Below are 20,198 nucleotides of genomic sequence, written 5' to 3'. Positions count from 1 at the left end.
TCAGGACGATATCTACTGATTAATTTCATAAAATATGAATCAATAGATTATAAATAGGGGAATAGTTTAGGTCTGTGAGCATTAAAATAATACACCTAACTTTGATCACCATTTTTTAGTTATTCACTCTTTTTTCAGATAGTGTTTTTAAAGTTATGATGTAAAATGCCGCAATCAAAACACTATACATCATAATCGGAGGATAGAGAATTAAGGATAGAATCAATCCCACTCCTTTAATTATTAGGTCAGGTATCAATAACTTTCTATATTGTGCGGTAGCTTCAAGTAATTCTTTCTGATCTATATTGGGTTTATCAATTACTTTATGTAAAAACCAGTTTGCTACCGTTGAAACAATAACGATCAGTCCATAAAAGAGCTGTGCCGTATGATTCATGAAATGACTACTAACTATTCCAGTAGCATAGGACATAAATGAAACAAAAAATAAAAGATACAAATCCTTTCAAATTCCTCCCTTTTCAACTTGGCTAACTTGACCTGCATTACCTAGGTCGCTTTGCTTTAAATTATACTTTTTTCTTAAACATTTGCTACGAGCAGGTCTTTCTTGTGAGTAATTTTCATCAAAAAATTTCATAGATAAGTCCTATATATAATCATGGAAAAGTAGTAAAAATAGTTGTTATCCTAGTTGATTAAAAAAATCTCTGATTTCCTCATCTTTTATAAAATAATATATAATTTTCCCCTCTCTTCTAGTATCCAAGATGTTTTGATTGGCTAGTTTACGAAGATGGTGAGAGGCAGATGCCATACTGAGATTTAGTAAACAGGCTATATCGCAGACACAGAGTTCTTCGACGGCAAGGAAATAAAAGATGATATTTATCTGTTTATTATCGGTAAATTTTGATAAAATGCGAAGTGATTTTTGGACTTTTTCCTTTTTAAGGTAGTTCGTTGCGGTTGTAACATTTTGTTGATTTATAACATCCACTTGACAGATACTATCTTTTTTCATAATTTTTTCTCCTAGCCTAACACAGCCCATAGCATGTCAAAGCTGTTGTTTTCAATCAGGATATACATCCCCAATCCTAAATAGACAACGGCAATAAACCATCTGCTATATTTTTCCAAAGTTTCTCCAACAGAAGGGACTTGTGCTAATTTTTGGGCAGAAAAAACCAAGAGATAAATCATGACTAGAAAAGTAAGTAAAGTCACTATCAAATTCGCTAAATTTAAGGTGGTAAAATATGGGACAAAGACACCAATATTGTCAGCGCCACAACTTGCAAAAGTAATCATAGCGACTAGAAAAATCAGGTTTTTATTGTCTTTTCGCAAACCATCTTTTGCAATAGCTTCTCCATCAGAATCTCCTAAAAGCAAAACTTTGAGGCCTAGGAAAATTGGAATCAAACCGAGTAAACCTAAAATCTCTTTACTAGGAATATAATTCAAGACAAATGCAAAAAGCAAACTTAGGAATATTAGACTAACAGAGCCTAGAAATTGTCCTAAATAGATGTTAATGATGTCCTTTCTGCTTTTTCTTTTGGCAAAAAATAACATTAGGATAATAAGTAAGTCTACGGCTGTCCCAGAATACAGGATTATTGAAGTAACAACATTTTGAACCATAAAGCACCTCATTCAAATATATTTTTGAATGTATTTTAACATTAAACTTTGTAGATGTCAACTTAAAATCCACCAATTAATAATTGCATGTCAATATTTGTATTGTGAAACTAGTTTCAGAAATATATAGTCTTAAAGTATGTCCACTGCCAATGGTTTTTTCAATATTTAAGAAGAGATTTATAATGGTTCATTTCTATAAATTTATAAACGAGTTATATATTTTGTTTAACCAATTATTAACTATTTTTATCAATAATCACTTCATTAATTTGTACTTTTTAATTTTCCCAATTTGTAAAATTAAACCAGAAAAAAAGCATCTCGTATTAGACGAAATGCTTTCAATAAGTATAAATAAGTTTTAACGTTTACTAAATTGTGACGCTTTACGGGCTTTTTTCAAGCCTGGTTGGAAACACTTCTATTTGAATAAGTTTTAATATGTGCTTAAAATCAATGTTTTCCAACATTTTCAGAAAACAGAATTTCATCTAATTTGAATAACTTTCATTTTAATGGTGTGAATTTTACCCTAAAAATACACGAATTGAGCTAGATTTTACCCAAAAGTTCACACCATATATAGCAACAATCACTATCAAAAAATAGCTTACTTGATATCAAGAAGCTATTTTTTATATAGTGTAGTAGTAGTTTCTCCCTGTATTTTTTCAACTTTCACTAAGTTGATAAGAGTTTGACTCATTTCATAATGTTTTGCGGTATTCCCTGCTCTCATTTCGCTCTGTATTTTTTTTCGAAAAACTGAAACTGGGTAGCAAATATCAGTATTCTTAACCTTCTTAGCGGATTTATCAAATAAAAAATAAAATTCCTTATCCCTATATTGAAAATGTAATAAATACTTTGCTTTAATATTAGAACCTATTTTTTTGGGATCAAAATAATACAACCCCTTTAAGTTACCCCTTATATTATCCAACATCGTATAAATTAGATTCAGAGAAGTTGCCCTAGATAAAAATGCGGCCTTGTGCTGAGATGTATCTTTATCTAAATCATAAAAAGTAATATGGTTTCCCAAAATTTGGTTATATATATCCTGAGCCGTCTTACCGTTGAAACACTTGACTTTATCTACCCCTTTAAGCTTGTGCAAACCTATAAGATGATGGAAATTCGGTTCTGTGAAGCTTAATTCAATATATTTTTCTGTAGTTTGTCCAGAAATGGTCTGAGTAGTAGTAAATTTATACTGAGTGTCCATCAACGTCCTATAACTAAGAATTAAATTCCTTAACATATTATACCTTTTCTCAAAAAAATAAAGAGGCTATTTACACCTCTTTCTACGATATATTTATTCGTCTGCTTGCGGAAAATATATAAAACCCAAATAAGCCTATCTACAAACCACTGACCAAAACAGACCGACCAGTGATTCTTTGGCTACGCTAAAAGCGATAGTTGTGTTCTACAATTACTATACTACCTAATTCCCATCACTTTGTCAAGTAAAAATTTTTAAAAAAACTTTTTAATCAATACGTTCAATAATTTTTATGACTCAAATTTTCATCTAATCTAACTAATATAATCTGATAAGAAAAAATCTCTACAAATACATGAATTAGAACACATCTTACCCAAAAGTTCTCTCCATTGATAATATTAGTCTCAAGAATTAATTTTCCTAGTAATTAGATTTCAAACTATTATGGTGCTTACACAACATTTGAAGGTTGTTACGCTCTGTTTTTCCACCTTTACTCCATGGTACAATATGGTCACCAGCCATTTCGTTATATGCCCATATATGAGTCATGTGGTCATACGGTGTATCAGTATTACAAACAGGACAATTTGAAACGTTTGTCTTTTTAGCTTCGTTGGTTTGTTCTTTATATTTTGATTTTTTATCCGTTTCAGTAAATGCTCGAATTGATAGTAACTTTATTAATTCGGGTTTTTCTTTACTCAATAAATACTCATAAATACCTGATTTCTTTGAAACATCACTATCCTCATATAATTCAGATAGCCGTTGTTCTATTTCAGAGGGATTATAGGAATTATTATGGTAAGTCTCATATAATCTACCCCATTCCAATCCACGCATCTCAGTTTCTACATTGACAAAGACACTCGAAACCCAGTCAATAACGGTGTTAAAATATATCTTCAACTCATTAATAGTCGTATCTTGTCTATGTTTTGACATATAGGCGTCTATGTCACCCATGCTTACCCATTTCAATGCTTCTTCCAAAATCTCTTGCCTATTTGGTACACCTTTGATATAAGATTGCCATTTCTGCTGATTCGCATTTTGTGAGTTTGAAAATTCTTGCTTAGACAATGATACAAACGAACCTGAATAAATAGCATTTCTTAACTCTTGTTGATTTAAGGGAACACCAGCGATATTGATTGTTTTAAACCATTCTTTAATTTCTGTCTCAGTCCCTTCACACTCATAGACGAGTAAAACAGAATTTAAAATAAGTTCTTGTTGCTCTTGACTCAAGCCAGAAAAATAATGTTTATTTCCATTAAATTCTATTGCAAACTTTCCATTCACATATCTACCTATAGACGTTATCCGTTGTTGACCATCTAATACTTCATAGTTATCTTCATCTATCTTGTTGAAATATATCAATCCCAATGGATAGCCCTTCATGAGTGAGTCAATACAGGCTACATCTCTTTTTCCATCAGCATAAATATAATTTCTTTGATATTCCGGCTGAATTGTCAGCTTCCCAGACAAGCCGAAAAGACCCTTTCCTTCAAATTCGTTGTAGACAAAACCTTCTGTGATTTCTTTTACTGTGTATGTTTTTAATTCAGTCTTCATTTTTCAGAGCCTCAATAAAAATTCTTTTATATACTTTACGACCATTTATATATGGCTCGTTGTGTTTCTTAAAGTGAGTCAATTTGTATTTATCATCGATAGCGCCATTATCGCTTGCACCTAATATTTTAAATTGTTCAGGATTGTACTTATCTAAAAATGATATTGGAACTCCCATAACACCCTTGTAATCACTGGGGATTGCATCTGTATATGGTACTTCTAGAGCATCGTAATTTTCGTAATATAAATACTCCTGCCCTTTGATATTTTTGTGTTTACTATACTTGATATTGTCAGCCATCGTCATTAAAGATAAAGGTTGATGACGTTTCCCATGGTCAATATTTGTCAACCAGAGTGCATTATTTGTCGATACAATCCGAGCACCTTCTTCAATCCTGGCTTCAGTTCCATACAATTCATAACTCTCAGGAACAATGAAGCCTGAAATCCAACGTCCCATTCCAGTTCCAAGCCATATTTTATTTTCCTTAATTAATGGGAATACTTCTTTATAGGTAATTGCATTCATATTTCCAATGATTAAGAATTGTTTCTCCAATGGATTAATCCAACTTAAAAACTCACGAAATAGGGAAAATGGTGGGTTAGTAATTATCATATCTGCTTGATTTCGTAGTCCAGTTACCTCTTCACTTCTAAAATCACCTGCAGAAAACCTGCTAATGCCATCTGGGTTATTATCTCCATTCAAATATGATAAAATTTGACTATTTTGGCCTGAATCTATTAAATCTTTTTCTTTTTGTAAACGTTTTATAACATCTTCTATATTAACTGTACCAGTCCCATCTTCATCAATCACTTCATTTAATTCTATTTTGTATGCTCCTTTTATCTGCTTATCACTAGATACTTCAAAATCGATATCCGGAATAAGTTCAGGTAGCAAACTTAATTGGGTATTGACAATAGGGCTCGGAGCATATGAGGTCGCTATCAGCTTTTTGATTCCAAACTCATTAAACTTTGTCGCAAAAAACTTAAAAAAATTGCTCTCAAAAGGGTCATCAGCTGGGAGTAAAATTATTTTGTTACGAAAAACATCTGGATTATATTCGATATATGCATTAACCTCTTTTTCTATATCCGACCACTGAGTATAAAATTCATCATTCTTTCCTTTTTTTGCTTTTGTCAAATGCGCTTGACGCGAATTAGCCATTTAGATTCTCCTATTATTTTGATATTCCTTATTTAATCATTTCTTTAAATATCCCATTAAAAAATATATTTGTTAAACTTTATACTATATTTCTTTTCTTTAATTATATCATGTAGTTCCCATAAATAGAAAACTAGAGCCGATAAAAGCTTAGATTTCTTATTTTATTATCATATTTTCATTTATCAAGCAGTTCAAAGTATTCATCAGCTTCCATATAATATCCATACTCGATTAAATCAATATTTGAGAGATAACTATTATACTTCTTTAACCAATCACTATGAAGATTTTCAATATCTGAACACGCTATATAACATCTTTCTAGATCCTTTTGAGCAGAATCTACTGATCTTGCTCCATCTGTAAGCCACTGAATATGTTTGAGATCAGATATGTAAACTTTGGTAGTTTGCAACCACTTCTTATACATGTTACTATTCGGATTTGTAGTATCATCAAATTGTTCTTGAGAAACTTTACTTGCGTAAGAAAAAATACTTTCAATATCTGTTTCAATAATATTTTTTACTCTATATCCAAGCGAGTAGTTTTTAAACTCATCCGAATCGCCTAATAATTCCTTGAAAAACGGTGTTAGAATATTCAAAGTAAATTTAGATATTTTTTTATTTAAAGATTTAAAATTATCCAGTTGATAAAAATAATCTTGAAACAATTCAAGTAAACTATCAAAATTTGTATAAATGATACGGCCAATCGCCTCTCTCCTGAAGTATTCTATATTTGTTCTCAATATCTGAAATGAAATAAAAACAGAGTGTATATCATTTCTATCCTCATTTTTCCCAACCAAATCCATTATAAAATTAATTGTTGCATACATGATAATTGCCAAATAGTCTCCTTTTTGTAAACTATTAATTAGGTGTTCAAGATCATTATCTAACAAATTAATAAATGTATTCCATATTTCACTATTTTTCTTTTTAATTCCCATCAAATCTGACTGATCTGAAGATTCACTATACTGTTCGATACATCTCTCTACAATCATTTGGTAATACGCTAAATCTCTAGAATAAGGAACATAATCTATTAAACACAAATTTAGTATCTCACTCAATTCCGACTGATTATCAGCCAATACTTCTTCAAACAAATTTGTATAAAAAGTCTTTGCTATATATTCAGTTTCAACAGACGCTCCCCAAAATAGCTCGCGTTTACTATTAAACTGTAACTGTTTTACTAATAATTCTTCATATGAAGGTGGGATCAAAAAAGGATTCGGGGAGCTTCTTCTTCCAATCTTTCCCCTCTCATTATTAATAATTCGTGAAATTAAAGTAGAGTCAAATTTCGTTTTCTCTATATTATCCTCACTTATAAATTTTTCAGGCTCATCTTCATCTGTTGCCCAATCCTTATACGCCTCGTAATGCACAAAAATTTTTTTTCTAGCAATCACATCATTTGTTAATTTCAGCACCTCTCTACGTCTTTTCAACCTATCTGCTGTATATTGGTAAAATACATTACTACTATTAATAAAATCCATCTTCCTCACCTTTGGTGTATTTTTTTTATTAAACCATCTGAATTCTACACCAAAATACACCAAATGGCAAATGATACAATTAAATCACAAAGAAATCTTGAAAAGAATTTTTTTGTGATAACATCTCCTGTTGGCGGAGAACTTGCCAACTAGAATTTTAACGAGGTTAGTAACATGGTTACAAATTTAAAACAAACACTTCGTGATTTACGCACTAATCGCTTGGTAAATTACGGAAATACGGCATACCAACGAGCGAGTGGCGATTATCATTTTAAAAATGTACCAATTGAACTGAGAGAGCTTTGGTATAGACAAGATGACTTGTCGTTCTTAACTTTATCTATAGCTTATGATTCAGATATCGATGTAATGTCTGAAAATAAGCTACTAGATCAGATTGACAAAGAACGTCAAATCAAAATTCGTTTGGAAGATATTTTTTCCAACCTTGACAAAAAGAAAGTAGGTAAGAGCAATGGCAAAAACTAATTGGAATCGGACTCTTGCGGAAGTTCTAATGCATGAGACTCAACCAAAAGTAATGACTAGTGAAAAAACTGGAAATGAGTATACAACTGATGTTATCCCGACTTTAAAAGTAGTCTCAATTGGTTCAATTGAGGAAATTGATGGCAAATACAAGTATTCTGTCGTAGACACCACCCACGACCTCGAATATACCATTAAAGCACCTAACAAAGTCGAAGTTAAGTTCGGTACCATTCTTCAATTTCAAATTGTACGTGGTGGTGCAACTGCAAATGGTATCGGTTGGTATGCTGCTGATTCAGTATCTGTGGTCCCACGTAATGCGTAGACATAAATACCGAAGAATCAGACCTATACCAAATTGTACACCTCAGGGCTATCAACTCTCTCTGATAGCCCTTACGGTTACAATTGGGTTGACTGGATTGATCTTCTTAATAAGCCAAACAATAACAGTACTGTCATTATATCTGGTAAAACCATTGATATACAGTATCGCTGTAACGATCATCACATTCCTCATACTATTATATAATTGGTTTCAACGTGAAGAAGTTTCATCGATCGAGATACCCCCCATGTCTAACAAAGCTCGAAAATTAGCACAGCAATTAACACATTTAATTAACGACAAGCAGATCACAGATGTCCTCAAGTTATCTAATACTACACGCTACGGGCATGAAATGCCAGAAATTCGTGTCTGGGTAGATGAAGACCTACTGAATGGTTATATTGCTATCGAGAACATCGCAAACTGGGAACGAGCAAACCGCGAAAAATTTGAGCAACGTGTATCTGGAATCTTAGCGGGTAAATATCAAAGGTTTGCTGTTATAAGCTCAGAATTGTCAGTCGGTGATAGTTTTATCTTATTTTATTTTGAAGATGTGTTAACCTCTCAACGATTAACTGTCAGAGACAAGGACTCCTTGAACAGTCTGGTATGTGAAAACAAACAATCCATACGCCTATCTAAAGACCTTATTTGGCATTCCGATATTGTACCTCATTTGAGCATCATTGCTCGCACTCGAGCAGGGAAATCCGTGCTTGCTGGTCGTTATATGGCTCGTTTAATGCTGTTACAAGGTTGGGTTGTTGAATATAATTCCGCTAAGTATGATAGATACGTTAAGGAGTTTGATGGTCAATCAGACCCTGTTAAAATTGTAGAGCGTGCTGAGTTTTGGTGTTCTGTGATGGACGAACGGCTTGCTGAAATCAACGAAGCTAACAAAGAAAAGTACCTCGAAATGGAAAATATGCCAGATATTGGACTTTTCATAGACGAGCTAGGAAACCTAAACGCTTCTCTCGAATCTTTAGATAAAGTGGATAAAAATCTAAAACTCACGTCACGCTGGACTACTGCTATCAACCGTCTTTCCGCTACTGGCGGGTCTGCTGGGATTCATATTATCGCTATATCTCAATATGCTACTAAAGAGGGATTCTTACCTAGCTTAGCTCGTGTAAACTGTTCCGATGCAGTAATTATGTTGGGTGGTGCTGCCGATTCTGCGGATGAACGCAAGTATCTGATGAGCGGGTTTGCGGACATGCCTAAACGTAGCTATGGGAAAGGACAAGGAGTCGCTCGTATCCTTGGTTCTGGAAAAAAGTGGGAGGTCCCCCACTTTTATGAAACTCCTTGGTTTGAGGATTAGATAACGGATTCATGACGAAGCCGATGAGACACATGATCGGTCATCTTGAAAAGATGAAACAAAACTAATTCTAACTATTCCAACGCCTGCACGGCACTGGGCTTGTCAAGTGCCGTGCATATCAAAAAAACAGATAGAACAAGGCTTTGAGCATTCTTGATAAAATTCAAACCCTTGTTCTATCAAGGGAATAGTTAAAAGAATAATTATATTAAACGAGGTAACTATAACTATGGGGAAGAAAGAAGCAAATCTTACCGCAATTATGTTGGTACAACAATTAGAAGAAAAATACTGGCTATCACCTGACTATAAAGGGCCCGTCCAACAGGCTAAGAATGGCGATTGTCGTCCATTGCTTGAAATGATTATCAAGAAGCTCAAATCTAGCGATATTATCGTTAAAGAAGCTTATATCATTAGACATGACAAAGACAAGATTTCGACTTGGGATTCCAACCTGATGACAAATACAGTCGAAGATAAAGCAGTTCACGTTCATGCTTTGTTGAAATTTGAAAAAGGCGCTTCCTTGAATAAAATTGCATTAGCTGTTGAAGTTGAACCACAGTACCTAGAAAAACTCAAGTCTGGTAGGTATGGTTATGACAATTGCTTAGCATACTTAGTGCACGCAAAAGATGAAACAAAATATCAGTACCGGCCAGAAGAAGTCACCACCGTCTTAGGCGAAGATTACACAAGCATCTACAATCGAAGCATAGAGACATGGCTTAAAGGTAGAGCTACAAAAAAAGCCAAGGAAACAAACCTCAGTGTTGATTGGCTAGTTGAACGGATATTAGATGGTGAAGTGACTAAACGTAATATTATGCTCACAGACGAGTATTACGCCATTTATGGCCAACATAAACGCAAAGTAAATGAAGCTTTAGAAACTGCTGGGGAGCGTAGAAGTTACCGTACAATAGCAGAACTTGAAGCAGGGAAATTTAAGAAGACAGTAATTTTTATACAAGCTAGTAGCGGTGTAGGAAAAACGAAACTCAGCAAAGACTTGATAGAGCTTATTCAAGCAAGCGCAGTGAAAAATGGATTAAATTGGGAAGCATGTATGACTGCTTCTACAAATGCATTCGACGAATACAGCGGTCAAGAAATTCTATTCCTTGATGATATTAAAGGAAATAGTTTCACTGTTTCCGACTGGTTAAAGTTATTAGATCCATACACAATAAGTCCAATATCAGCTCGTTATCATAATAAAATGGGCTCAGCAAGAGTGATTATAATAACAAGTACAAAGTTACCAGTTGAGCTATTCTATTTTGCGAATGGAAACCACAATGAAGACTTAGGACAATTTGTACGAAGAATTGACTTGTTAGTACACATACACAATGACATTTTTCATGTTTGTCCTCACGAAAAAACAGCAGAGGAAAGCACAATAGAAGCCTTCGGAACTAACATTCGGGTCCACCATTCTTACACTTTTCAAAAGTCTCCTGCTATTCAGCGAGATGAGGCGTTAGAAGAAATTCTAGAAACAGTGACGACAAATATGAATTGGAACAAAACAAAAAAGGTTATCGATGCAAGCGACCAAACGAACAACGATAACCCAAACAATCAACAAAAATAGCACAACTACTTTTGTTGTTGCTATTATCTCAAAATTCCCTGAAAGAAACAAGAGGTAAGTAAATGCAAGTATTTTTACCAGATGAACAAATTAAGTTTCTTATTGATGATGCAGTCAAACGAGAAATTGAAAATCAACTAAACAACAGCAACATTGAAAGTTCATATTTAAACAAACGACAAACCTGCGAATACCTTGGGATCTCCAATAACACTCTTGACAGTTGGATCCAAAAAGGTTTACCAGTCATTCGTGTCGGAAAAACTGTCCGATTTAACAAAATTGAAATCAATCGTTGGTTACAAAAGCAGTAGAATTTTTGCCGTGGTTTGTTTATAATAGAGCCACGGTATTTTTCTGGCTCAATTCAAAAGGAGAATACTATGTCTATTACAAAAACTAAAAACGGAACCTATCGCTTACGTGTTTATATTCCTGAGGAGGTTAAACCTTCGCTAGGTATTGATAAGAAAGTAATTGAAAAACGGTTCAAATCAAAGAGTGAAGCAAAAAGATACGAACTAGAACTTCGCAATAAGATAGATAAAATCTTAAGTGGAGAATCAACATCATTGAAAACAAATGGTTCAATACTCTTTTCCGATTTTTATCGCGATATTTGGTGGGGAGCCTATACAGCAGGTCAAACAACATCTACCATAAAACCACCTTCACAAGCTACCATTGACGGTACAGAAATTGTCTTCAGAAGACACATCTTACCCTTACTTGGAAATTATTCAATAGACTTTCTTAATCAAAATAAGCAAGTTGTACTAAATCTATTGACTCAAAAGGCTGAAGAATATGCAAATTTCAAAGTTATCAGGAGCTACGTTAACTCTATCTTTGACTGGGCAGAAGAATTAGAGTATATCGAAACTAATCGCCTATCAAAAACTATAAGCCGTATCAAAGCCACTAAGAAAATCAAGCTACAGGAATCTAAAAAAGATGAAGATTTATATCTATCTCAAGAAGAACTTCAAGCATGGTTTACAGCTTTTGAAAGGGATTTAGAGACTGAAAAAATTCTATTCAAAGACTATGTTTTGTTCTATACTACCTTCTTTTTAGGAGATAGAAAGTCAGAGAGCTACGCTTTGCAATGGAAACATATTGATTTCAAAAATCAACAAATTCAATTGGTTCAAGCCTTAGATCGATATAAAAATCAAAAGTCAACTAAAGGGAATAAAAAGACGATTTTTTCGATTCCACAAGAACTTACCGACTTGTTAAATTCTTGGAAGAAGCAACAAAAATCTGAACTGGCTTCATTTAACATCATGCAAACTCCTGAACAGTATGTTTTTACGTATATTGATACAAAGGGAAATGTAAACAGTTGTCTCCATGCTGATTATCTTAACAACAAGATGAAATCTGTTAAGCGTCGTCATCCAGAACTCGCACATGCAACCCCTCATAAATTACGACATACAGGAGCTACACTCGCTAAACAGGCTGGAACCTCTATGGAGGCTATTTCTGAAGCACTCACTCATAGTGATACGATTACAACTAAGACTTATGTGAACACTTCAAACGTAATCCCAATGGCTGTTGGAGAAATTGCCTTTCGCAATCTTAAAAAGTAATGGTGTGAATTTGGTGTGAAAAGTGGTGTGAATTTTGCTAAAAATCATCAAAAAAACACTCCATGGTGTGAACCATGAAGTGTTTCGAAACGTTGATATAATCGTTTTGATTAACGTTTTGAGAATTGTGAAGCTTTACGAGCTTTCTTAAGACCTGGTTTCTTACGTTCAACTTTACGTGAGTCACGTGTAAGAAGTCCTGCGCGTTTCAATGAATCGCGGAAGTCTGGGTCTACTTGAAGAAGGGCACGAGCGATACCGTGACGGATAGCTCCTGATTGACCAGCGTATCCACCACCTACAACGTTAACGAAAACGTCGTATGAACCTACAGTTGAAGTAACTGCGAATGGTTGGTTGATGACCAAACGAAGGTCAGCGTGTGGGATGTACTCTTCAACATCTTTTTTGTTAACAGTGATTTTACCAGTTCCTGGAACAAGGCGAACGCGTGCAACAGCGTTTTTACGACGTCCAGTACCTGCATATTGTGCTTGTGACATACTTTATTGTTCCTTTCCTTAGATAAGTCCTGAAATATCAAGAACTTCTGGTTGTTGTGCAGCGTGAGTGTGCTCAGCTCCAACGAATACTTTCAATTTCATACCTTGAGCGCGGCCAAGAGTATTGTGTGGAAGCATACCTTTAACTGATTTCTCGATCAAACGAACTGCATTTTTAGAACGAAGTTCACCAGCAGAGATTGATTTCAATCCACCTGGGTGGTTTGAGTGAGTGTAGTAGATCTTATCAGTTGCTTTTTTACCAGTCAATTTAACTTTTTCAGCATTGATAACGATTACGAAGTCACCTGTATCAGTGTGAGGTGTGAATGTTGGTTTGTTTTTTCCGCGAAGCACGCTAGCAACAACTGCTGAAAGGCGTCCAAGAGGTACATCAGTTGCGTCAACAACGTACCATTTGCGTTCTACTTGGCCTGGTTTAGCCATGAATGTAGTTTTGTTCATGATTTCTCCTATATGAATGTCGTTTTTGTTTACAGGGCGGATGTTCCGGTCCGCGAGTTATTTGAAAGGTTCCGGGGCCTTACAAATGGGGTAAACAATACCGCCTACTATTGTATCAAAATTCTAAGATAAAAGTCAACCGATTTGGAAAATTATTTACGATTTTCTTTTCCAATGACAAATCCGATCAAGGAATTCGGGCCGACGTGGGCTGAAATAACTGGTCCAAGAGGCATCACGAAGACTTCATCGATGCCTTCAAGCGCAAGCATTTCTTGCTTCAGTGCTTCTGCTCCTTCTAGATCGTTGGTATATGATACCAAGGCTGTGCTTTCACCGATATCGGCTTTGATCAGCTCCAGTAATTCTCGGACAGCTTTTTTGCGTCCCCGAACCTTGCTAATAGGAACTAGTTTTCCTTCCGCATCAATCCAGAGAATGGGTTTGATGCTGGCCAAACTTCCCATGATCGCAGCACTTTTTGAGAGACGGCCTCCACGCATGAGGTGGTAGAGATCATCGACGAGGAAATAAGTCCGCAATTTTGGCGCTAAGTCCATGATTTCTTCTTTGGCTTCTGCTAATGAACGGCCCGCATCACGCGCAGCTACTGCCCGCATAACCAGGTAGCCCTCTCCAATCCCAGCAGCCTTCGGATCGACAATCTCGATCACGGCTTCCGGGTAGTCTTCTAAAACCAGGTCTCGTGCCATGACTGCACTCTGATAGGTCCCAGATAAGACCGATGAAAAGGCTACATAAAGTACAGCTTTTCCTTCTTTTGCAAAGTGCTTAAAGGTCTCCTGGAATTGGCCCACATTGACCTGACTGGTTGTCGGTTTTGCTCCATTTTTCATAGATTCTAAAAGCTCCGGGCTGGTCAATTGACCTTCTCCTACTGTCTGGTAAACCGTCCCATCTAACTCAATGGTCAACCCAAGAATAGTCACCTGGTGTTCCTTGGCCCAGTTTTGGTCCAAATCTGCGGTCGAATCAGTCAAAATAGCAAATGTCATTTCTTGTCTCCCATCATTTCTTGTAATTGTCGCAATACTTGGTGATCGAACGGTCGCATGGGTGGTTTTTGATCATTGACCACTCGTTGCGCCTGATTAAGGTTTCCTTTGACGACCGCGACTCGTTTCTCTAACTCTCTAGCAGATACCCGAAGGGCTCCTTGAGCAAAGACGGTCCATTGCTCATGTAAGTCACTGGTCGCGACGGATACCTGGTGGAGGGGCGTATTGAGCTCTGCCGCCAAGCGCTCGATATAGTCATCTGCCGTCTCATCCTCACCGGTAAAGACCACCTGAACATTGAACTCATCGTAGGTCTGCCGCACTCCTGGCATATACTGGGCATCAAAGACACAGATGACTTCGATCCCTTCAAAGCTAGCATAATGGCTCAGTTTTTGCAGGAGGATGTTGCGCGCCGCATCGAGCTCACTTTTTTGAAAGAGCTGGCGGGTCTCCTGCCAGAAGGCAATCATATTGTAGCCGTCAACCAATAAGATTTTTCGTTTCATATCATTGCCTTTCTACTATTTATAGTCGGTTGCGAAAGACCTCATACATGAGGATGGCTGCTGCCACACTGGCATTGAGGCTTTGAACATGGCCATTCATAGGAATGGTGATCATCTCATCGACTTGCTTTTTGATATTGGTTGAGATCCCTTTTCCTTCATTACCAATGATCAAAGCCAACTTACCAGCCGTATTCCACTGATGAGATGGCGTGCCGTTCATGTCGGTTCCAAAGATCCAGAAGCCCTCTTCCTTTAACTTGTCTAGGGTTTGGCTAAGATTGGTCACACGCGCAATGGGAATGTGTTCCACTGCTCCAGTAGAAGTTTTTGACACCACTGGGGTTACCCCGACTGCCCGATGCTTAGGAATGATGACTCCTGAGACATTGGTCGCATCAGCTGTCCGTATGATAGATCCAAGATTGTGCGGATCTGTTAAGCCATCGAGAATCAATAAAAGAGGGTTCTCTTCTTTGGCTGTCTGTTTCAGAATCGCTGCCAAGTCTGTGTAAGCAAAGGCTGCCACACGGAGAACAAAGCCTTGGTGAACAGCTCCTTCCGTCATTTCCTGCAGGGTTTTCTTTGGCGTCCAAGAAATCGACACTTTTTTCTCAGCTGCTAAGGCCTTGATCTTGTCGACATTTTTTCCTCGGAGGTCTTCTTGAATATATAATTTATTGCCTGTATTGGCTTGTAAAGCCTCGGTGACTGCGTGGACACCGTATACGATATCGTTATTTTCCATAGAACTAGTATACCACAAGAAAGGAGGAAGAGGCCAATTCATGATATAATGAAATCAAATCTATCTCAATGAACGAAGCAAACTAGAAAGGAAGCCATGCCTCTTTTTCAACGAACCATCAAGCTCACCTTGGCCACCTGTTTAGCAGCAGCCCTTGCTTATGCTCTGGGCTTGACCTATGCCATCTCAGCTGGCGTCATTGCCATCTTGAGTATCTCTGATACGCGTCGCAGTACCATCAAGCAGGCCTACCAGCGCTTTATGTCGACCTTACTGGCCCTTGTGATCGGAAGTCTCGCTTTTTCCTTTTTTGGATTCAACCTTTGGTCACTGGGAGTCTTTATCGCTCTCTATGTTCCTTGCGCCTTCCTATTGGGTTGGCAGATCGGCATCACGCCAAGCACGGTGCTGGTCACCCACCTCTTGATTGAGCAGTCTACTTCCTGGGGACTCTTGCTCAATGAACTTGCTCTCTTTTTAATCGGGACCAGCTTTGCCCTGCTGGCCAACCTCTATATGCCTTCTAACCAAGGAGCGATCGATCATTACCATGATGTTGTTGAAGAGCAACTGAAGAAGATTCTTGGTCGTTTTGCGGAATTACTTGGTAAAGGGGATGGCCGAAATGATGCGCGCTTGATTAAGGAATTAGATAGCATCCTACAGGATGCCTTGAATCTAGTCTATCTGGACCATTCCAACCACCTCTTTCACCAAACCAACTACCATATTCACTACTTCGAAATGCGCAAGCGGCAAAACGATATTCTGCGGGATATGGCAGAAAACGTCAACCGCTGTCAGTTGGCGGCGAGTGAAAGTATGATCCTAGCACAACTATTTAAGAAGACAGCCCAACAGTTAAGTCAGGAAAATCCCGCCCAAGATCTTCTTGATGATATTAGTCAGTATTTAGCGATCTTTCGCGAACGCCCTCTTCCTAAGACCCGTGAAGAATTCGAAACACGCGCTACCTTGCTCCAACTCTTAAGAGACTTAGAAACTTTCATCCAGGTCAAGGTTGATTTTTACCAACAATTCCATGAGGAAACAGAATAGACAAAGAAGCCCTTGCAAGATGCAAAGGCTTTTTTATTAGGGCAGTTGTTGTAAACGCTTTCCTAAAATGGTATACTAGAACTAGAAAATAACTTTTTAAGGAGGGTCTTCTATATGAAGTCTTCGTATAAGAAACATTTGTACACTACAACACTCAGCCTCTCAGCGGCTGTCTTGCTTTCCGTTATCGGTCATGGCCAAGCTTCAGCCGATAGCTTAGAAGCGCCTCAAGCGGAACCAAGCACGGTCCTTGAAGCGACACCTGCTACTGAGCAACCTGTGACAGCCGAGACGACCAGTCCTTCTGTAGCTGAAAAAGAAGACACCGCAGTCACTGCCACTTCTGCGGAACCAGCAGCGACTTCTGATGCGACTTCTACTACAGAAGTTGCTCCAGCCGCTAGTCCAAGCACTAACCGTGCTACAACAACCGCTGACCAAGCGACTCGATTGGCGGATAGCACCATTTATCTCTCTGAAAAGAGTACGATTGATGACAAAGTCCAAGAAAAAGCTCAAGCTGCTGGCAAGATCAACTGGACCTTAGACAATAAGCCTCTCTCTGAGTGGAAAACTTGGGATATGGAGACAGGAACACTGAGCAAGGATCCATTCCTCACTATCACAGAGACCGCAAACGGCAATGATCTGGATCTCCACATTGACGTGCAGGATCTCTTTGGTGAAGATCTCAGTCTTCGTAGCCCAAATAATATTCGCCGGACTTATCGCAACTACATCGGCAACCATGAACTAGTCGGGACCAATGCAGACTTGGGTGTGACCATCAATAAGACCCTTGTTTTTCGACCTTACCAAGACTACCATACGCATGAAGAGATGCTAGCTGCTATCGAAAAATCCAAGGAAGAAGCGAAACCCGATCGTTTAGTGCAGCTGGAAACCCTTGGCAAGAGTGCCCAAGGACGGGATATGAAGATGGGGATCGTGAGCAAGGACCAAGCCAGCATCGATCACTACCTCTCTAGTACCAACCCTACAGCTTTGACTAAGCCAAGCGAAATGCTGGCCGCCCTAAAAGACAAGACCTTGGATTACAAATTACCTGTCTTAGTCCACAACACCCACGCGGATGAGCAGCCAGGCATTGATATCATCACAGGCCTCTTCAATACCTTTGCGACCAAGGAAAAGGTGACCTTTAACACTACAGATGAAGCTGGAAATGCTAAAACTGTCACGCTAGATATTCCAACCTTGCTCAATAAATTCATCTTCTTATTTGACTTCACGGAAAACCCAGATGGGGATGCTCTCAACCTGCGGGCCCTAGCAAACGGACTCGATCCAAACCGGGATGCCAGCTACCAAACCAACCCTGAAGTTCGCACGGTTATCCAAATGATCAACAAATGGAATCCGATCGCTCTCTACGACTTACACGGTTTTATCAAAGAATTCTTGATCGAACATGCAACGCCGCCACATGATCCGAACTTTGAATATGACCTCATGTCCAACCTCATGCTGGAAAATGCTCACCATATGGGTCGCGCAGGGGTTGCCAATTCCAAATACGAAAGTTACATCATTCCAAAACTGGATTGGGGCGATGGCTGGGATGACTCCTTCTCTGGCTATACAGGGGTTTATGCAGTCTACCATGGTATCTTAGGCCATACTATCGAAATTCCGGAAGGAAATGAAGAATCCTACAAGGCGGGACGCAATGCTGTCCTAGGCGGAATTGACTTCCTCAACCAAGATCCAGACCGTCTCCTTGAGATGCGTCTCAACTTCTACCTGCGCGGTCTCAATAAAACCGAAGATCCAAAAGCTGAAAATGAACTGGTCGGTCCAAATGGGGAAATCGTTGGACGTGTGAAAAATGGTCGTCCGAAATTCTTCCCAGACTACTACGTCATCCCAATGAGCCTCGACAAAGACAACGATGCCCAAGAAGCCTTTAATATGATCGACTACTTCAAACGCAATGGTGTCCTCGTCAAGGAACTCAAAGAAGATATTGGCAACTATAAAAAAGGGGACTTAGTCATTGACATGGCCCAAGCCAAACGTGGCTATGCTAACCACATTCTCTACAAGGGCTCCAACGAATCTGCCTGGGCTGCTATGTACGCAGAGTTGCTGGTCAACTTCCCAGATATGAGAGGGTTCAAGTCCGAACCTGTCTTTGCGGATGGTCTTTTCAACGGAAAATTAGGAGAAGTCACCACCACCCGCGCCACTCGTACCTCTGAGATCGATCCAAAAGCTCCTTACTATGTGATAGCAAATACCTCAGCCAGTGCCGTTAAAGCTGTCAACCAGGCCATCGCGCAAGGTAAATCTGTCTATCTAACAGACGATGGCTACATTGTTGACCGCGATACCTTTGCTTCGCTCCTGCCAAACTATGCCATTTATGGTGATGCCCTCTACAAGGTACCAAGCGGCCCAACCTTGAAACCGATGAAGGTCTACTCTCCAAACTACCACTATAATTGGGCTGGAGTAGATGCGCCTGCTCATACTAGTTTGGTCCTTGAAAAATTAGGCTTCCAAATCGTCAATACGCCAGAAGAAGCGGATGTTGTTATTTTGGAAAGCAATCGCTTTGACGCTTCCATTTTTGGCAAGAAACCAACCCTTGTCATTGGTGGGGAAGCCATGCAAAAATTGGAAAAATTGGGAGTTCTTGCAGGATTTGACGCTGAAAAACTAAAAGGCGGTAGTGACTACGAAGGCTTGATGAAAGCCATCATTGATGATCAGGATCCATTGACCAGCGGATACAAGAAGAATACCCTCTTCTACTCCAACTCAGGAAACTGGATTGAAAAGGTTCCAGAGCATTTCAAGACCTTGATGAGCATCGCTCCGAGCGATTATTATATTGCAGGTTGGTGGCCACATAACGATGTTCTAGCCAACAAAGTCATGGCCATCTCTGGAGAACTGATGGGACAACCACTCTTTGTCTATGCAGGAAATCCAACCAACCGTCAACACCCTATCCACTTCTTCCGTTGGGTAACCAATGCGATCTTTGGCAGCAAGTTGGCAAGTTTGATGGATTACGTTCCAGCTAAAGAACCAGATCAAGTAGTGGTTCCAATTCATAACCAAACAACCAATCCACAGCCAATCTTAGCCAATAAGGACACTCCTAAAGTGCTCCTTCCACAAAAAGAAACGACAACTGAAAATGGAGAAAGCGTGCAAGCCTTGACTTACCAAGTAGGACAAAGCTTCCAAGAAAGTCCAGCTAAGGCACAATTGCCACAAACTGGAGAAGACACAACCGCACACTTCATTCTTTCAGGCTTCTTGTTAGCCGTTAGCGGAGGCTTCCTCCTCTTGAAAAAGAAAGAAGTTGAGTAAGTTCCAGGTTTAGACCTGGATGACATGAAAAG

The 20,198-nt window shown here is 38.4% G+C and carries 21 protein-coding genes; 8 read left to right on the top strand and 13 right to left on the bottom strand.

What is annotated here, in order from left to right:
- Positions 1-115 precede the first annotated feature (115 nt).
- The 8 genes from TZ97_RS01055 to TZ97_RS01020 form a co-directional block, all read right to left on the bottom strand.
- Positions 116-400, bottom strand: a complete 285-nt coding sequence (locus TZ97_RS01055) for a hypothetical protein (protein WP_014334291.1) — start codon at positions 398-400, stop codon at positions 116-118.
- A gap of 69 nt (positions 401-469) precedes the next feature.
- The gene (locus tag TZ97_RS11010) at positions 470-604 is read right to left on the bottom strand and encodes a hypothetical protein (RefSeq protein WP_003004655.1); all 135 of its coding nucleotides are present in this window, start codon (positions 602-604) and stop codon (positions 470-472) included.
- A gap of 45 nt (positions 605-649) precedes the next feature.
- The gene (gene cadX, locus TZ97_RS01050; RefSeq protein WP_025022989.1) at positions 650-988 is read right to left on the bottom strand and encodes a Cd(II)/Zn(II)-sensing metalloregulatory transcriptional regulator CadX; all 339 of its coding nucleotides are present in this window, start codon (positions 986-988) and stop codon (positions 650-652) included.
- 11 nt (positions 989-999) lie between these two features.
- Positions 1,000-1,614 carry a CadD family cadmium resistance transporter gene (locus TZ97_RS01045; RefSeq protein ID WP_045759101.1) on the bottom strand — a complete coding sequence of 205 codons (615 nt, stop codon included), beginning with the start codon at positions 1,612-1,614 and terminating at the stop codon, positions 1,000-1,002.
- Positions 1,615-2,245: 631 nt separating this feature from the next.
- A complete protein-coding gene (locus tag TZ97_RS01035; RefSeq protein WP_268747582.1) occupies positions 2,246-2,881 on the bottom strand; it encodes a PBECR4 domain-containing protein in 636 nt (211 codons plus the stop codon).
- Between the two features lie 390 nt (positions 2,882-3,271).
- Positions 3,272-4,438, bottom strand: coding sequence for an HNH endonuclease family protein (locus TZ97_RS01030; RefSeq protein ID WP_045759098.1), 1,167 nt, complete (start codon positions 4,436-4,438; stop codon positions 3,272-3,274).
- Positions 4,428-5,627 carry an adenine-specific methyltransferase EcoRI family protein gene (locus TZ97_RS01025; RefSeq protein WP_045759097.1) on the bottom strand — a complete coding sequence of 400 codons (1,200 nt, stop codon included), beginning with the start codon at positions 5,625-5,627 and terminating at the stop codon, positions 4,428-4,430. The genes TZ97_RS01030 and TZ97_RS01025 overlap by 11 nt, the downstream gene beginning before the upstream one ends.
- A 178-nt stretch (positions 5,628-5,805) precedes the next feature.
- Positions 5,806-7,149 carry a hypothetical protein gene (locus tag TZ97_RS01020; RefSeq protein ID WP_045759096.1) on the bottom strand — a complete coding sequence of 448 codons (1,344 nt, stop codon included), beginning with the start codon at positions 7,147-7,149 and terminating at the stop codon, positions 5,806-5,808.
- A gap of 174 nt (positions 7,150-7,323) precedes the next feature.
- Between TZ97_RS01020 and TZ97_RS01015 the strand changes: the two genes are divergently transcribed.
- The 6 genes from TZ97_RS01015 to TZ97_RS00990 all read left to right on the top strand — a co-directional run bounded on the left by TZ97_RS01015 (position 7,324) and on the right by TZ97_RS00990 (position 12,518).
- Positions 7,324-7,641, top strand: a complete 318-nt coding sequence (locus tag TZ97_RS01015; RefSeq protein WP_045759095.1) for a hypothetical protein — start codon at positions 7,324-7,326, stop codon at positions 7,639-7,641.
- Entirely contained in the window at positions 7,628-7,969 is a 342-nt protein-coding gene (locus TZ97_RS01010; RefSeq protein WP_045759094.1) for a hypothetical protein, read from the top strand. Before TZ97_RS01015 ends, TZ97_RS01010 begins: the two co-directional genes overlap by 14 nt.
- A 250-nt stretch (positions 7,970-8,219) precedes the next feature.
- Positions 8,220-9,311, top strand: coding sequence for a P-loop NTPase family protein (locus TZ97_RS01005; RefSeq protein WP_045759093.1), 1,092 nt, complete (start codon positions 8,220-8,222; stop codon positions 9,309-9,311).
- A gap of 232 nt (positions 9,312-9,543) precedes the next feature.
- A complete protein-coding gene (locus TZ97_RS01000) occupies positions 9,544-10,917 on the top strand; it encodes a Rep family protein (RefSeq protein ID WP_045759092.1) in 1,374 nt (457 codons plus the stop codon).
- A gap of 62 nt (positions 10,918-10,979) precedes the next feature.
- Positions 10,980-11,231: a helix-turn-helix domain-containing protein gene (locus TZ97_RS00995; protein WP_045759091.1), complete on the top strand. Its 252-nt coding sequence runs from the start codon at positions 10,980-10,982 to the stop codon at positions 11,229-11,231.
- Positions 11,232-11,300: 69 nt separating this feature from the next.
- Positions 11,301-12,518: a site-specific integrase gene (locus tag TZ97_RS00990; RefSeq protein ID WP_045759090.1), complete on the top strand. Its 1,218-nt coding sequence runs from the start codon at positions 11,301-11,303 to the stop codon at positions 12,516-12,518.
- Between the two features lie 110 nt (positions 12,519-12,628).
- On the opposite strand, the gene rpsI is transcribed toward TZ97_RS00990, so the two are convergent.
- From rpsI to rlmB, 5 genes are all read right to left on the bottom strand, one after another.
- Complete coding sequence (gene rpsI, locus TZ97_RS00985) at positions 12,629-13,021, bottom strand: 30S ribosomal protein S9 (RefSeq protein ID WP_000075973.1); 393 nt, start codon at positions 13,019-13,021, stop codon at positions 12,629-12,631.
- Between the two features lie 18 nt (positions 13,022-13,039).
- On the bottom strand, positions 13,040-13,486 hold the full coding sequence (gene rplM, locus TZ97_RS00980) for a 50S ribosomal protein L13 (protein ID WP_002876943.1): 447 nt from the start codon (positions 13,484-13,486) through the stop codon (positions 13,040-13,042).
- A gap of 152 nt (positions 13,487-13,638) precedes the next feature.
- Positions 13,639-14,502, bottom strand: a complete 864-nt coding sequence (locus TZ97_RS00975) for a DegV family protein (protein WP_045759089.1) — start codon at positions 14,500-14,502, stop codon at positions 13,639-13,641.
- Positions 14,499-15,014 (bottom strand): NYN domain-containing protein, encoded by a 516-nt coding sequence (locus tag TZ97_RS00970; RefSeq protein ID WP_045759088.1) that lies wholly within the window; start codon positions 15,012-15,014, stop codon positions 14,499-14,501. Before TZ97_RS00970 ends, TZ97_RS00975 begins: the two co-directional genes overlap by 4 nt.
- 19 nt (positions 15,015-15,033) lie before the next feature.
- Positions 15,034-15,762 carry a 23S rRNA (guanosine(2251)-2'-O)-methyltransferase RlmB gene (rlmB, locus tag TZ97_RS00965; protein WP_045759087.1) on the bottom strand — a complete coding sequence of 243 codons (729 nt, stop codon included), beginning with the start codon at positions 15,760-15,762 and terminating at the stop codon, positions 15,034-15,036.
- 96 nt (positions 15,763-15,858) lie between these two features.
- Here rlmB and TZ97_RS00960 point away from each other — a divergent pair, with 96 nt between their 5' ends.
- A complete protein-coding gene (locus TZ97_RS00960) occupies positions 15,859-16,821 on the top strand; it encodes an aromatic acid exporter family protein (RefSeq protein WP_045759086.1) in 963 nt (320 codons plus the stop codon).
- 114 nt (positions 16,822-16,935) lie between these two features.
- On the top strand, positions 16,936-20,166 hold the full coding sequence (locus tag TZ97_RS00955; protein ID WP_045759085.1) for an LPXTG-anchored zinc carboxypeptidase: 3,231 nt from the start codon (positions 16,936-16,938) through the stop codon (positions 20,164-20,166).
- Positions 20,167-20,198: the final 32 nt, after the last annotated feature.

The sequence above is a fragment of the Streptococcus parasanguinis genome (genome assembly GCF_000963275.1).
GTDB lineage: Bacteria > Bacillota > Bacilli > Lactobacillales > Streptococcaceae > Streptococcus > Streptococcus parasanguinis_B.
Note: the sequence above shows the minus strand (reverse complement) of the source record. Positions and strands in the feature narration are given on the sequence as shown.

Excerpts from the sequence above, each read along its gene's own strand:
- TZ97_RS01055 (WP_014334291.1), bottom strand. The coding sequence starts at position 400 with ATGAATCATACGGCACAGCTCTTTTATGGACTGATCGTTATTGTTTCA.
- TZ97_RS11010 (WP_003004655.1), bottom strand. The coding sequence starts at position 604 with ATGAAATTTTTTGATGAAAATTACTCACAAGAAAGACCTGCTCGTAGC.
- cadX (WP_025022989.1), bottom strand. The coding sequence starts at position 988 with ATGAAAAAAGATAGTATCTGTCAAGTGGATGTTATAAATCAACAAAAT.
- TZ97_RS01045 (WP_045759101.1), bottom strand. The coding sequence starts at position 1,614 with ATGGTTCAAAATGTTGTTACTTCAATAATCCTGTATTCTGGGACAGCC.
- TZ97_RS01035 (WP_268747582.1), bottom strand. The coding sequence starts at position 2,881 with ATGTTAAGGAATTTAATTCTTAGTTATAGGACGTTGATGGACACTCAG.
- TZ97_RS01030 (WP_045759098.1), bottom strand. The coding sequence starts at position 4,438 with ATGAAGACTGAATTAAAAACATACACAGTAAAAGAAATCACAGAAGGT.
- TZ97_RS01025 (WP_045759097.1), bottom strand. The coding sequence starts at position 5,627 with ATGGCTAATTCGCGTCAAGCGCATTTGACAAAAGCAAAAAAAGGAAAG.
- TZ97_RS01020 (WP_045759096.1), bottom strand. The coding sequence starts at position 7,149 with ATGGATTTTATTAATAGTAGTAATGTATTTTACCAATATACAGCAGAT.
- TZ97_RS01015 (WP_045759095.1), top strand. The coding sequence starts at position 7,324 with ATGGTTACAAATTTAAAACAAACACTTCGTGATTTACGCACTAATCGC.
- TZ97_RS01010 (WP_045759094.1), top strand. The coding sequence starts at position 7,628 with ATGGCAAAAACTAATTGGAATCGGACTCTTGCGGAAGTTCTAATGCAT.
- TZ97_RS01005 (WP_045759093.1), top strand. The coding sequence starts at position 8,220 with ATGTCTAACAAAGCTCGAAAATTAGCACAGCAATTAACACATTTAATT.
- TZ97_RS01000 (WP_045759092.1), top strand. The coding sequence starts at position 9,544 with ATGGGGAAGAAAGAAGCAAATCTTACCGCAATTATGTTGGTACAACAA.
- TZ97_RS00995 (WP_045759091.1), top strand. The coding sequence starts at position 10,980 with ATGCAAGTATTTTTACCAGATGAACAAATTAAGTTTCTTATTGATGAT.
- TZ97_RS00990 (WP_045759090.1), top strand. The coding sequence starts at position 11,301 with ATGTCTATTACAAAAACTAAAAACGGAACCTATCGCTTACGTGTTTAT.
- rpsI (WP_000075973.1), bottom strand. The coding sequence starts at position 13,021 with ATGTCACAAGCACAATATGCAGGTACTGGACGTCGTAAAAACGCTGTT.
- rplM (WP_002876943.1), bottom strand. The coding sequence starts at position 13,486 with ATGAACAAAACTACATTCATGGCTAAACCAGGCCAAGTAGAACGCAAA.
- TZ97_RS00975 (WP_045759089.1), bottom strand. The coding sequence starts at position 14,502 with ATGACATTTGCTATTTTGACTGATTCGACCGCAGATTTGGACCAAAAC.
- TZ97_RS00970 (WP_045759088.1), bottom strand. The coding sequence starts at position 15,014 with ATGAAACGAAAAATCTTATTGGTTGACGGCTACAATATGATTGCCTTC.
- rlmB (WP_045759087.1), bottom strand. The coding sequence starts at position 15,762 with ATGGAAAATAACGATATCGTATACGGTGTCCACGCAGTCACCGAGGCT.
- TZ97_RS00960 (WP_045759086.1), top strand. The coding sequence starts at position 15,859 with ATGCCTCTTTTTCAACGAACCATCAAGCTCACCTTGGCCACCTGTTTA.
- TZ97_RS00955 (WP_045759085.1), top strand. The coding sequence starts at position 16,936 with ATGAAGTCTTCGTATAAGAAACATTTGTACACTACAACACTCAGCCTC.